11 protein-coding genes are annotated in these 14,029 nt (G+C 45.9%); 2 read left to right on the forward strand and 9 right to left on the reverse strand.

Going from position 1 to position 14,029, the window contains the following annotated elements; all coding sequences use genetic code 11:
* Nucleotides 1–55 precede the first annotated feature (55 nt).
* Nucleotides 56–2,074 carry an NADPH-dependent 2,4-dienoyl-CoA reductase gene (locus K0625_RS00580; RefSeq protein WP_220107884.1) on the forward strand — a complete coding sequence of 673 codons (2,019 nt, stop codon included), beginning with the start codon at nt 56–58 and terminating at the stop codon, nt 2,072–2,074.
* A gap of 49 nt (nt 2,075–2,123) precedes the next feature.
* On the opposite strand, the gene K0625_RS00585 is transcribed toward K0625_RS00580, so the two are convergent.
* The 3 genes from K0625_RS00585 to K0625_RS00595 form a co-directional block, all read right to left on the reverse strand.
* The gene (locus tag K0625_RS00585; protein WP_220107885.1) at nt 2,124–3,350 is read right to left on the reverse strand and encodes a hypothetical protein; all 1,227 of its coding nucleotides are present in this window, start codon (nt 3,348–3,350) and stop codon (nt 2,124–2,126) included.
* A gap of 87 nt (nt 3,351–3,437) precedes the next feature.
* The gene (locus tag K0625_RS00590) at nt 3,438–5,774 is read right to left on the reverse strand and encodes a bifunctional diguanylate cyclase/phosphodiesterase (RefSeq protein ID WP_220107886.1); all 2,337 of its coding nucleotides are present in this window, start codon (nt 5,772–5,774) and stop codon (nt 3,438–3,440) included.
* Nucleotides 5,774–6,445, reverse strand: a complete 672-nt coding sequence (locus tag K0625_RS00595; RefSeq protein ID WP_220107887.1) for a cupredoxin domain-containing protein — start codon at nt 6,443–6,445, stop codon at nt 5,774–5,776. The genes K0625_RS00590 and K0625_RS00595 overlap by 1 nt, the downstream gene beginning before the upstream one ends.
* Nucleotides 6,446–6,643: 198 nt before the next feature.
* Between K0625_RS00595 and K0625_RS00600 the strand changes: the two genes are divergently transcribed.
* Entirely contained in the window at nt 6,644–6,856 is a 213-nt protein-coding gene (locus K0625_RS00600) for a hypothetical protein (RefSeq protein ID WP_220107888.1), read from the forward strand.
* A gap of 127 nt (nt 6,857–6,983) precedes the next feature.
* On the opposite strand, the gene K0625_RS00605 is transcribed toward K0625_RS00600, so the two are convergent.
* The 6 genes from K0625_RS00605 to K0625_RS00630 all read right to left on the reverse strand — a co-directional run bounded on the left by K0625_RS00605 (nt 6,984) and on the right by K0625_RS00630 (nt 13,756).
* Nucleotides 6,984–8,432, reverse strand: a complete 1,449-nt coding sequence (locus K0625_RS00605; RefSeq protein WP_220107889.1) for a methyl-accepting chemotaxis protein — start codon at nt 8,430–8,432, stop codon at nt 6,984–6,986.
* A 96-nt stretch (nt 8,433–8,528) separates the two neighbouring features.
* The gene (locus K0625_RS00610; protein ID WP_220107890.1) at nt 8,529–9,041 is read right to left on the reverse strand and encodes a DUF1097 domain-containing protein; all 513 of its coding nucleotides are present in this window, start codon (nt 9,039–9,041) and stop codon (nt 8,529–8,531) included.
* Nucleotides 9,042–9,352: 311 nt separating this feature from the next.
* Nucleotides 9,353–11,602: a xanthine dehydrogenase family protein molybdopterin-binding subunit gene (locus K0625_RS00615; protein WP_220107891.1), complete on the reverse strand. Its 2,250-nt coding sequence runs from the start codon at nt 11,600–11,602 to the stop codon at nt 9,353–9,355.
* Nucleotides 11,599–12,072 carry a (2Fe-2S)-binding protein gene (locus K0625_RS00620; protein WP_220107892.1) on the reverse strand — a complete coding sequence of 158 codons (474 nt, stop codon included), beginning with the start codon at nt 12,070–12,072 and terminating at the stop codon, nt 11,599–11,601. The genes K0625_RS00615 and K0625_RS00620 overlap by 4 nt, the downstream gene beginning before the upstream one ends.
* Nucleotides 12,073–12,113: 41 nt before the next feature.
* A complete protein-coding gene (locus tag K0625_RS00625; protein ID WP_220107893.1) occupies nt 12,114–12,734 on the reverse strand; it encodes a nucleotidyltransferase family protein in 621 nt (206 codons plus the stop codon).
* A complete protein-coding gene (locus tag K0625_RS00630; RefSeq protein WP_220107894.1) occupies nt 12,731–13,756 on the reverse strand; it encodes an XdhC family protein in 1,026 nt (341 codons plus the stop codon). Before K0625_RS00630 ends, K0625_RS00625 begins: the two co-directional genes overlap by 4 nt.
* Between the last annotated feature and the right edge of the window lie 273 nt (nt 13,757–14,029).

Consider the following 14,029-nt stretch of genomic DNA (forward strand, 5'->3'; position numbering starts at 1 on the left):
CATTCGCTCTATCTTTAACCAATAATTTAGATAAAATAATAATAGGTATCGAATAATGAGCAATCCATACCCACATCTGATGGCCCCGCTTGATCTCGGGTTCCGCACCATAAAAAATCGTAGCTTGATGGGCTCGATGCATACAAACCTAGAGGAAGCGCCCGGCGGCTTCGAGTGTATGGCAGCTTATTACGCGCAGCGCGCCGCAGGTGGAATAGGCATTATCGTGACTGGTGGTTTTGCCCCTAATATTGAGGGCGGCGGTATGCCCAATGCCACCATGATTGCCACCGATGAAGATATCGAAAAACACAAAATTATCACTCAAGCGGTTCATAAAGAGGGAGGCGCTATCTGCCTGCAGATCTTACATACCGGCCGCTACGCATATCATCCACACTTGGTGAGCTGCTCACCACTTCAAGCCCCCATCAACCAGTTTGTCCCCAAAGAGCTTGATGAAGCAGGAATTGAAAAACAGATCCAAGATTTCGTCAACTGCGCCCTTAACTCACAAGCGGCGGGATATGACGGTGTGGAGATCATGGGCTCTGAAGGTTATTTCATTAACCAATTTATCTGTAAGCGCACCAACCACAGAAACGATCGTTGGGGCGGCAGTTACCAAAACCGGATTCGACTCGCCCTTGAGATAGTTCGCCGCACCCGAGAAGCTGTGGGAAAAGAGTTCATCATTATTTACCGCCTATCTATGCTGGACTTGGTCGAAGATGGCAGCACCTGGCAGGAGGTTGTTGAACTTGCTAAAGGTATTGAAGCTGTAGGCGCCACCATTATCAATACAGGCATTGGCTGGCATGAAGCAAGGGTTCCCACTATTGCCACCAGTGTGCCCCGCGGCGCCTTTGTTGAGGTCACCAAGCGGATGAAGCAGGAGGTGAGCATCCCTCTATGCACCACAAACCGTATCAATACCCCAGAGCTTGCTGAAGATATTCTTGCCGAGGGCAATGCCGATATCATCTCCATGGCCAGACCCATGTTGGCCGACCCCGATTTTATTAATAAAGCGGCGGCCGGAAAAGCCGATGAGATTAACACCTGCATAGGCTGTAACCAAGCCTGCTTAGATCATATCTTCCAGATGAAGCTGGTCTCATGTTTAGTTAATCCGCAAGCTTGTCACGAAACTAAGCTCATTATCATGCCAGCGAGCGAAGTTAAAAATATTGCCGTAGTTGGCGCAGGACCAGCTGGGCTTGCAGCAGCAACAACGGCCGCTAAGCGCGGCCATAAGGTCACCCTATTTGAAGCAGACGGTAAAATTGGTGGCCAGTTTAATATCGCCAGACAAGTTCCGGGTAAGGAGGAGTTCTCTGAAACCATTCGCTACTTCAGTAAGCAGATTGAACTCACAGGCGTAACACTTAAGCTAAACACAAAAGCTACGAAAGAGGATTTAAGTCATTTCGATGAGGTCCTACTTGCAACCGGCATCACTCCAAGACAGCTCGATATTCCTGGCATCGAAAGCCCTAAGGTGATGACCTACATTGATGTACTTAAACATAAGAAGCCTGTGGGTAAGCGTGTTGCCATTATTGGCGCTGGCGGCATTGGCTTCGATGTAGGTGAATACCTTTCCCATCAAGGACCGTCCACTAGTTTAGATAAAGACGCTTACATGAAAGAGTGGGGAGTCGATCTCAACGTCTCAACTCCAGGTGGCTTAACAGAGCCTCAAAGTGAGCCTTCACCGCGTCAGGTATTCCTGCTGCAGCGTAAAACTTCCAAAGTAGGAGCTGGGTTAGGTAAAAGTACGGGTTGGATCCACCGCACTGTATTGAAAAATAAGGGCGTTAAGATGCTTAAAGGCGTTCAATACACTCAAATTGATGAGCAAGGTCTGCACATTGAGGTAGAGGGAAAAGCCCAGTTACTTGAAGTGGATAATATCATCATCTGCGCAGGTCAGGACTCCCACAGAGCCCTACGAGCGGGGTTGGAAGCAGACAATGTCAAAGTCACCTTAATCGGCGGCGCTGACATCGCCTCAGAACTTGACGCTAAACGTGCAATCAAGCAAGGCACTATCGTCGCAGCGGCGCTATAATACCAATCAGTATCACGATTTGATTCACTTAAACTAAACGAGCCGTTAGCTAAAAATAGTAACGGCTCGCTAACTGCCACTGCTGCTCAATTAATCTCTTATCATAACCTTGAGCTACACGCGCCGGACGCGTTGAGTCGATGCGATTATATTCAGCCTGAAGAAACCAACCTTTACGCCACTGATAGCCATAGGAGAGAGTGGCGGCATTTCCACGCTCGCTATTATCATCATCCGGGGTTAGATCATTATCGGTAACGCGAAACTCTTCAAATCTCAGAGAGAGCCGATGCTTCTGCCATTTACGACTCAATAAAATGAACCCACTATCATAGTCATTATCAACAATGTTTATCCCAGAAGGCGCTCTCATCAAGGTATCGCCTTTCAAATATTGAGCAATCAGTTCAATACGATAAGGTAAGCGCCATTTAGCTCCTAGGTGAGCAAAGCGTGTTAGCCAAGTATATTGCCCCTCTTTTACCACTCGAGTGTCACCGTCGTTATCATAGTATCCAAGCTCCACTCTCCCATTTCCTTGCATACGCCATTGAGTCTTAAGGTGGTAGCCGATATTGTTGTCCAGCTCTAAGAAGGGGTCTGACTCCCTTGCCTGCTCTGTCAATGAGCCCCCATCAAGACTGGGAAGCGCACTCAGTGGCAGCTTTTCTTGCTGCAGAGTCTGACGAGAACTGTTTGTCCAGCCGTGCCAAGATAACATGGCACCAGCCGTGTCATTACTCTGAAAAATCTCAGCGGTTAGCCTGAAATCATGGCGAGAGCCGCTAAACTTGCCTAGCTGATCTATGCTCAGCTCGCCACCGATATGGCGAACCTCCTCACCAATCCAGCTATTGATACCAGAATAGGTGAGCGTATAGGGTGACGACCAAGCCGTCGCAATATTCTCCATGGAGATACTCGGATATAAGAGCCCAAACCTCCCAGATAATCTCAGCCCACTGTCCCAAGGTAGCCCTTTATACTTAAAATACGCTTCGGTAAAACCAATATTATCCCTCACGCCATCCCAATAGGCATTAGCCACCACATGGGCTGAAAAAGGGTTTTCCCAATCCAGATGATAACTAAGGCCTGCTTGAGCTAATGATAACTGGCCATTAGGATTAAAACGAAACTTACCCAATCCACCATCGACATATGATGTGATGCTATCTGTGTAACTGGCTCTTATGTCCACAACACCTGAGACTTGATGCTCTGCCGCCATTAAGTTTGATGAGACTAACATTAACATCCATGGCCAATATTTCATCGCTTCCCCTTTTCATTGGGCATATGCTTGCCCTTATACACCGGCTGATAAAAATGAGCTTCATACCTAGCAGTTCCAACATGGATCTTAATAAGGTGATCTGGCCAACCAATCGGTAATTTTGTCTGCATCTAAAGGTCTGGATAGGTAGAATCCCTGCCCCAATTCACATCCTCGCTCTGCAAGCCAGTTTAATGCTCCCTCATCCTCTATGCCTTCGGCCACCACACTTAAACCTAAGTTATGAGCCAGTTGTAATGTCGAATTAACAATAATGCGATCGTCTTGATTCACCATTAAATTTTGCACAAATGATTTATCAATTTTCAGTTCATCCACAGGTAACTGCTTTAACTGAGCCAAGGATGAATATCCTGTGCCGTAATCATCAATCGATAGTTTAAGACCACTTTTTTTCAGTACTGTCAGCTGTTTTATTGCATTTTCAGGATCTGATACCACGGCATCTTCGGTGATCTCTAAAGTGAGCACATCTATTGGCACACCTTTATGGTTCACAAGATCCAACACATATTGGCAGAAACCTTCATCCTTTAAGTTTTCAGCAGAGATATTAATCGCGATACATAGCTCTATGCCCTGAGGCTTCCACTTAAGGTACTGCTCGAGAGACTCATTGATGACCCAATGGGTTAGCGCATTCATCTGCCCCATCTGCTCAGCAATCGGAATAAACAGATCTGGCGGGATCATGCCTCTATCCGGGTGTTGCCAACGCACCAGAGCCTCTACATGAGTCACCTTCTTTAACTTAAGATCTAATTTTGGCTGATAAAAAAGCACCAACTCTCCATTATCAATGGCGGATTTCAACTCATTAATCAGCTGTAAGCGCTCCAATGTATTACCATCGATCTGTTGCGTGTAGATCTGTTGATCCAATCTATTTTTTTTCGCGTGTTGTAGGGCAGTATCAGCTTGGCGCAATAGGGTCTCTAAATCGCTTGGGTAGTGAACAAAACTGATCCCGATAGAGAGTTGAAGATGTAGAGAGATATCTTGATATCGATACTCTGCTTCAATGCTTTTTTGCAGCTCACTCATCAAGCCCCTTAACTCTTTTGGAGAGATAGCTTTAAAGGCTAAGGCGAACTCATCTCCCGTCATATGGCAAACAAGGTCAATCTTATCGAAAGATGATAATCGCTTACCGATCTCTTTGATCACTTCATCCCCCACCACATGACCTAAAGTACCGTTAACTTCGGTCATACGCTTAATATCAATTAAACAGATGGCAACAGCTGACTTACTGTTAAACCAAGAGGAGGTGACACGCTTTAGCTCATTCTTATTGGCGAGCTTAGTCAAAGGATCATGGTATGCCTGAAATGCAATTTCACTCTCACGGCTCAATATCGCCTGCTGCATCACAGTAAATTCCTCGGCTAACAGCTGCATCTCGACACTGTTTCCCACTTGAACTTTGGAGTTGTAGTTCCCCTTAGCGATATACCTTGCCTGTTCAATCAAGAGTTTAATGGGTTTTGTCACACCACTTGAGATAAAAAAAGCCAACAATAGAGAGACTGGCAGCATCAATAAAATTAAGCCTAACTGCTGTAACCACTGTTTCTGGAATGACTCAAGCACATCGTACCGAGTCCGAAACATAAAGGCATGCACCTGCTTTCCATCAATAATTCCAAGCTGTTCATGCCAAAGCACATAATCTTCATTAACCAATCCATTAGCAATAAAATCGGAAACGGCAGCACTGTCAGCAGAATTTAACGCTTTACCTGACAAACTAAAAAACTGATTGTCCACTCCACTTTGCGTTGCTACAAACCCCGCATTTAATCCTGTATGTAACTGCAAAGATTTTGCTAATGCATCGTCAATAATAAAGCCAAATCCCACCCAACCAATGACATTGCCCGCACCACTGGTTAAAGGCGCGAATTTAATCTGGTAGATATTCTCTCCCAATGAATAGAGTGGATTGGCATTTTCAAGTCCTGCATCTAGGGGGTAGCGAAATGCTTGCCCCTGCTCAGGTCCAACTATTACCTTCCCCAAATCCTGCACGTCAGTGTTAAGCACCAACTCACCTATGATGGTCCCATGCCTATCAACAGCAATAGCCAGATCGGCGTTGATTCGTTTTCTATGGTTATTCAAAGCCACCAGAAAGCTGCGACTGTCGTTATCAATAAAAATGTCCTTAAGACCAAAATCTTTCGCCGCAGTTTCGGCAAAGGCCGAAAGGTAGTAGTGGCGTTGACCATAATCAGACTTAAACACTAGCTCGGCCACAGATAGCTGGTTACTCAATTGCTGCTGCTCAAGCCGTTGATTGGCAAAAAAAGTGATTGAAAATGAGATTGCTTGAACCGCTATCAACAAGATAACGAAGAAGCCAAAGATGCGGGTTTGTATTCGATTGAATATCCCTGTCATTAGTAACCTTCTAGAAAATCAAAGTCATCGAGACTTTTTTGTTCTGGAATATCGGCCATAGCCGCATTAATGGTGACTATGATAGGTGTAGAGGAGGGAGTCGTGACAGTCTGCATAAGCGTATTATTTTCAGCCTGCAACTGAGGGTGCCACACCACTATCTCATACTCGGCATTGGGTATCTCATCAAATTCAACCTCTCCACTCTCATCTGCGATGGCAAAATAGGGGGTGTCGACCACCAGCAGATGTCCACTCATCCAATCATGAATATTACAGCCCATGGAGATGTGACCCTCTTGGTCAAAACGTAAGGTTTTAGTTGAGTTGTCTTTTCTCAACTTAAAAGAGAAACGTTTAGGCCCTGCGGCAGAGTAGATATGATGAGTAATATCATCGTCATTAACAAATTGTAATTCATACCCTTTTTGCATGACTGTAATATAGGGAGTGAACTGTTTATCTTTTTGATGTATCTCTAGAGGGGGACTAACTTTGTTGCCAACTGTATGCTGTTGGCTATTTTTAGCTTGAAGATACACAACCAAGTCAGGCATCGGCTCACCTGATGGATCAACCAATCTAATCTTTTCTGCATTAGCAGCAAAACTCCACCCCAATGGCACTAAAAATAACCCAGAACATAACACTCTTGCCCATCTATAACTCACATCAACCTCGTTTCAATGACAAAAAGAAATATGAAAGGAGATGCTGTCACTTTTATCCTCTCGACAATAGGAACTGAATATAAAGAGAAAAATTTCATGAAAGAGAATAATACCAATCAGTATAAGAAGTTGATCTACTCAGAGTGTCTTTTGGCAAACTAATTCAAGATGAATGGATGATGGAATGGTTGTTCCCTTGTGAGTTCATTCAACGCAGAAGTAGGCAGCCAAAAACACTCCTTACAGGCGAGTTTTAGCGGTGCTGATGCTGTGACTTTTTATAAACAAAGAGGGAGCTTAACCTTAGTTTCACTATGCTCTTCACTCGTTGCAAACCACATGGATGTGGTGAATGTCATTAATGCAGGAGCAATTAAGGACCTTGCCTCAGCACCGCTAAACTCTCGCTGAGCGATCAAACCTTTATACTGATTGGTATAATATCCCCTGATAATCATGACACCTGCGTGCCCCTACTTAAGAGTAGGCAAAAAAAAAGCAAAACCAAGGTTTTGCTTTTCAGTTTCCAACAGAAAAATTAACTCAAAGTATATTGAGTCAATATCTTATCCAGTTCAATGGAGGAGTTACTCAGGTTTGCAGCCAGTGTGACCGAGCGTTGAGCCGTGTCTTTAATAATTTGAGACTGATCTCTAATATCATTAAGTTGAGTGGCAATATCACGAGCCGACACACTTTGCTCCTCAGCTGAAGCCGCTATTTGTGAGCTCATATCAAACACACCCGCAGTCGAGCCTGCCATGGAGTCTACATCTTCCCCCACAGAGACAATCGCGTTACGTCCCTGATCCGCTTGCTCAACGATACTCTCTGTCACCTTAGATAAGGTTGAGCTGCCCTTCTGCAGTCCCTCAATCATAGATTGAATCTCAACGGTTGCAGCTTGTGTTCTCCCCGCTAAGGTTCTCACCTCGTCGGCAACAACCGCAAAGCCTCTGCCCTGCTCTCCGGCGCGCGCTGCTTCAATAGCCGCATTCAGAGCTAGAAGATTTGTCTGCTCTGAGATCCCATTAATCGTCGTGACCACAGCGCCAATTTCAGAAGCACTGTTTGACAGTTGTGACACTGAGCTTGACGCTGTGTCTATCTCACTCACTAAGGTTGAGATACGAGTGACCGCCTCTGCAATACGCTGTTTACTCGATTGCGCTTGCTGGGTATTCGCCTGTGTTTGCTCAGAGGTGTTTGCCGCATTATGAGACACCTCTTCAATAGCTGCAGTCATCTGATCCATCGCCACCGCAACACTGTCTAAAAATTGATGTTGGCAACCGATAAGATCTTCACTCTGTTTAGCTTGTTGATCAAACTCATCGGCAGCCTGAGCCAGTGTTGCCGCATTGTGGCCTATGGCCGTCACCATCTCACTCATGTTATCGGCGCTGCGATCTATCTCAGTGGCGATCATACTGAAATCATCCTTACCGAAGAAGTTTAACCTTTGGGTCAGATCCCCATCCGCTAGACGCTTAATCGCGACATACATATCCCATAACCCACCACCTAAAGAGGTTGAGGTCCAGTAACTGAGCTGGAATAGAGGAAGTAAACCGATTAATGCAACCCACAGCATCATCTTGGCATCACTTAACGCTTGCGCCTCCCATGATTTAACATCTGTCGTTAACTGCAGATACTGACGGCCCACAGGCGCCGATACGGTCACTCTGTCTCCCTGACGGTTATCGACACGACTATGATTGAGTAGCAATCCCTGAGATGAGGCAAAACTTGCTAAGTCATCCCCAGAGAGTCCCTGTGATTGCGCCACGTTAGCAAAGGTATCAACGACTGACTGAGCTCGCTCTTGAGAGCTGTGCTCAACTTGCCCCTGTGCTTTATTAAGGTTAACCAAGGCGATACTTGTGGTGATCAAAGATACCAAGGTACACAGTAGCCAAAACTTGCCATTCAAGCTCAACTTAATCATTAAGGCATCTATTTTTCTAAACTGGATCTGCTTCATAATTCCTACAACCTCTTCGTTCACAACAGAAAAACCAACTGCTGCGCCCCATTATTTTTGTTATCGAGTATAAAAACTAATTAACCCTGCTCTGTCTCACGAACTTGTGTGATTAGGCGAGCTTATTGCTGCTCCGTTTCCCTGGAGCCTTTTGTGCCATTTTAACTTCAATGCCACCAACACAGAGGTGAGCTCTGACATGCTATAGCCTAAAAGTGAACCTATAATTAATGCAGGCAAGATTTTACCAATATCTCCCCCCATTGCGAAAGTGATACAGCAACCAATAAAGGCGCCAGGTATGAAAGCCAGCTTACTGTAGCTAGCCTGAAGACACATGGCAGCGGTCACCACGCCCGTCAGCAGATAACCCACCATAGGAGTTTCAAAATAACTGCTGCCGCTTATAACCAACCAAGCCCAAAAAACACCAGACAAGTTTGTTGCCCAAGAGATAACAACCCCTTGAAAATTAAGTTTTCCTAGTGCGAAGTAAGTGCTACAACTTAGAAACCCAATCCAAGTGATCAGGTGAAAGATATCTGCGACGCCCGCCCAGACAGCCGCAAGTAGACCCGCCGATATGGCGACCTGCCAACGATGTTCCATGTATGACCCCTCATTACATTGGAATAATTTTGAAAGACAAATTACTCCATTTTTAATAACAAAAATAGGATCAATGCCATAAACTCGAGATTAACTGCGGTTTTATTGTCCTTTATTTGATCTTTAATCAGTCTTATGTAGTAAAAAAACCAACAAGAAACCATTTAAAGATCTTAACAACTATTAAATGAGCAAGCAGACAATAGCGTTAAGCAAATAAAAAGGTCTCCCCTTAGGCAGACCTTTTAATACAGATTAATTGAGCAACCTCAAATGCAGGGAGCTGCACATTGAAGTTGCTTAGGCATAAATTAAACCGTCAGATGTTTACTCACTGGAAGCTCCCTTATCCTAATACCAGAGGCGGCAAAAATAGCATTGGTTAGGCTTGGTGCAACAGGCGGCACTCCTGGCTCTCCTACCCCACCAGGTGGAGCATCAGATGAGATAACGGTCACGTCAATATCAGGACATTGGGTCATTCTCAGCAGAGGGTAATCATGAAAGTTTGATTGCTGAACTTTGCCCTGCTTAAAACTTATCTCCCCCATCATGGCCAAGCTCAAGCCAAACATAATCGCCCCTTCGGTCTGAGATTTAACCCTGTCAGGATTAACCACAGTTCCAGCATCAATGGCAGCAACGGCTCGTAACACCTTAAGCTTGTTATCTTTATCAACCTCTACCAGCAAGGCAACAGCCACAAAAGCGGCAAAACTGCGATGTACGGCAAATCCCCAAGCTTGATTCACTTTAGGTTGCTCGCCTTTTCTCATCCCAAGTTCAACCGCCTCAATCACCCCATGGTATCGGGCAATATCAACAGGATGACGAGCCAGATCCTCACCGTAATTACCATACTTAAACTCTTGATTGACAAAAGTCTCTTGTCGCTCAGTGCCTAACAAGTCACGCCACATCTGTGTAATAGGTTTATTGGCTTTTACAGCCAGCTCGTCGACAAAACTGCCAATACCAAACCCATGCTGAATATTACACACAGAGCGCATCCAGCCAATTCGAGTGTGTGCTTTGGCCTCCACAGTTTCGCAGCGCAAACTCTTCACCGCCAAAGGCACATCAACAAAACCTAAGTCCACTTCCCAAGGCGCCGGATAATCAGCCCCTTCGGCAAAGGTCGAGCCTATACTAGGAAACCCCGTTCGTTGCAGCATAGCCTGTGGCATCTTGTCATCACCCAACCTTGCTTGATAGAGCTGAGCACTAATGGCATGCAGATAACCATTTTGGATCTCATCCTCACGGCTCCAGCATACTTTTACAGGAACTTTTAACTGTTGTGATAACAGTGCAGCTTCAACGCAGTAATCGGGCTTAGATTTACGGCCAAAACCGCCACCAAGCAAGATCACATTGACCTTAATCTGCTCCTCTTTCAAACCAAGAAAACCAGCCACATTTTGCGCTGCACTTTGAGGGGTTTGGGTTGATGCCCAAAGCTCGCAACCTGAATCGGTGACATTTGCAGTCGCCACCGGCGGCTCCATCGGCGCATGAGCTAAATAGGGAACGGTATAGATAGCCTTAATCGTACTCTCTTTCGGCCAATCACTGCTCTGCTCCCCCTGCTGCCTCACCAGCTTACCAGGAGCTTGCACTCTCTCAACCAGCTGCTGTAGAAAAGCCTGAGAGTCGTGGCTATCATTATTGGACTCACTCCAAGTAATAGCCAAAGCTTTTCGCCCTTCAATGGCACTCCAAGAGTTACTCGCGATCACAGCAACGCCGCCAAGAGGTTGAAAAGCTGGCGCACCTTTAGGAACAGGTAAACGAATGACATCGATCACTCCAGCAACCTTACGCGCTTGGCTGTCATCTAAGGTTTTCACCTCACTCCCATAAACAGGTGGACGAACAATACTGGCATAACGCATCCCCTCAAGCTGAACGTCAAAACCATATATAGCCTCTCCGTTGAGGATCCCATCCATATCAACAATCTTATGGGGCTTACCAATATGGGTGAAATCCTGAGGTGACTTTAAAACAAGCGTTTCCACTTTAGGGAGCTCATATTTGGAAGCGGCGCTGGCTAATTCACCAAAACTTACCATCCTTCCCGATTGGGTATGGATAACTAAGTTATTGGCCGTACTGAGCTCAGATATCGGCACTTGCCACTTATCGGCAGCCGCTTGCTCGAGCATAGTGCGAGCCATGGCGCCCATCTCACGCATCTTATCAAAGCCTTTACGGATACTGCGTGAACCATCTGTATTTTGGCTTCCATAACGTTTATCGGCTAAACCTTGAACGACAACGACCTTATTCCAATCAGCCCCAAGTTCATCGGCTAAAACCTGTGGGATCCCAGTGCGGATCCCCTGACCCATCTCAGAGCGATGGCAGGTTAGATACACCTTGTCATCTTCACCAATGGCGATGAAAAGGTTCAACCTTGACTCCTCTCCTTGAGCCATCACCATAGGGCTCCAGCTCAAACCTGTTGCGCCTAAAGCTAATCCGCCACCTGTGGCTCCAAACAGTTTAAGCACATCTCGGCGACTAAAATTTTGTACCGCAGAATAGGATGGATTCATGACTCGGCCTCCATTTTTGAGGACTCTGCAGCGCTTAAAATGGCAGACTTAATCCGGGGATAAGTGCCGCACCGGCAGATATTACCTGACATGGCATCATCAATTTCCGCCTCACTAGGCCTCTGCTTCTTGCTTAACAGCGCTGCAGCGGACATCAACTGCCCCGACTGACAGTAGCCACATTGAGGCACATTATACTCTGACCAGGCGAGACGTAATTTATCGGCCTCTAAGCCCTCAATGGTGGTGACACTCTTGCCCTGAACCTGCTTTAAGCTGGTTAAACAAGCTCTAGCAGGCTCACCATCAATATGGATAGTACAAGCCCCACATAGACCAGCACCACAGCCATACTTAGTGCCTGTCATCCCTAACATATCGCGAACAGCCCAAAGAATGGGCATATTAGGATCGGCGTCTAATGTAAACAGTTTGCCATTAATATTCAGTTTAAGCTCATTGTCTGACATCACTCACTCCATGTACCTATCACAACTTAAGATGGGCAAAATTAATTATTATGGTTTTCTCGACTCGAAGACCTCGCATCCAGCCAATCTGCGAGTTCAATTCGCGTATCAATATCTCTTTGTGCACTGCTCATCTCAACAGTTTGTAACCTTCCAACCTGCTTAAGCATCTGCAGTATCGGCTTTGCTCCGCGATCGCCCGTTAATGCCGTTAACTTATCGAAGTCATCGCGATAAAACAGCGCTGGCGCCGAGAGTTGCTCATCAAAGGTTGCACACACAGGAGCCCCGCTTCGGGCTGTAAACAGTTTTAGATAGTCACTTTCAGCGATCTCAACCTGATCCGCTAAGCTTATCAGTAGCGAGTCAGCCTCCGCTTTAACGCCATGATTCACTGCGCAGCGAATAGAACTGGATAAACCTGTTTCAAACTCAGGGTTAATAAGGTACTTAGCACCCGCTGGTAACAGAGGTAAAAGTTGCTCTTGATGTCCACCTAAGATAACCAGTAGCTCCGCCCCCACTTTGTCAGCCACGCCCCTGAGTTTACTGTAGCTATCTGCAAGTACGCTTGTCCCTTCTTTATCAATCGCTTGCGCCAGTTTCACCCCATTAAAACGACGGCTTCTGCCGGCGGCGAGCAAAACAATCAAGGTCCTCAAACCATCACCTTATCTAAGGGGATCTGCCTAGCACCGTGAAGGACGCCATAACACTGAGCCAAAATACTCAAAGCCACCGACTCCGGTAGCTCGCCTCCCAGAGCAAAACCAGCAGGCGCTGAGAAGAAGCAGTTAAAATCACTTTTACTTAGCCCCGCTTTTTGCAGCACTCGCTCACGACGATGAGCAGGCCCTAATAGCGCCAGATAACTTAAGTGCTCACTCCTATCCATCTTGTGAACCACTGACAGCGCTTTAGCATCCAACTCAAGGTTATGCTGCATGATAATGACGGCATCTAAATGGGACTCAAAATGTTCAGGAAGCGTGTCGACCGATTGCTTAAATATTCTCGCACCGGGGAAATCATGGTTTCTCGCGTAACTTGTACGCTCATCAATCAGATCCACCTGCCAGCCTAAACTTAAGGCCATCGCGACTACTGGCTGAGCATCTAAGCCACCGCCGAAAATCGCCAACCGATAACGGGAGCGCAAAGGTATAATCAGCTCAGCTTGTCCTGCATGTAAAATGCCTGCGCGTTTAAAATCATCCACCGGAAAATTCACCTCATCATAGGCATTGATGCTCGCCGTAACATTGGCAAGAGCAGTGTCTCTATGGGGCAAGGTAATTTGATAGAAAAACTGACCGCCATGATAAAGACGCTCAGACAACTGATGGAAATTCAGGTAATGGTTTTCTCGTTTTAGGGGGACAAGCATGATATCGACGATACCACCGCACCCTAATTGATAGCTGGCATCGGATTCATCGCTGGCATCATACTGCACCAACACAGCCTCCTGCTTCTCTAGTGATCTCTGTGCATGACAACGAAGATCCGCCTCTAAACAGCCACCACTTAGCAAGCCAATAGAGCGTCCAAGGGGGTGAAACAGCATCATAGCTCCTGCTTTACGGTATGCTGAACCTGTGACTTTAGTGATCACCGCCAGCACCCATTCATCATGTGGGGCTGTCTGCCAGTGGGAGAGAATATCCTCTATATGATGGGACATGTCCGTATATCTCATTTTTATACAACATAAAACTAAGCTACCAAACGTCACCTCAATTACAAGCAAGAATCCATTACAAAAGGTTTCTGTGATGAGTTGCCATACCTTTGACCTACTCTCTTTACCTTAAAAAAGCCCTTACAAAAGGCGATATATGTTGCTAGTTTGTACAAGTTACGCAGTGAAATAGTCTAGTTTCGCCAAGTGATAAATAAGGTTGGAGACTTTCGACTATTTGTACAGATAACAGTTTGCCGATAACTGTTTACCGAT

The sequence above is a fragment of the Shewanella nanhaiensis genome (genome assembly GCF_019457885.1).
GTDB lineage: Bacteria > Pseudomonadota > Gammaproteobacteria > Enterobacterales > Shewanellaceae > Shewanella > Shewanella nanhaiensis.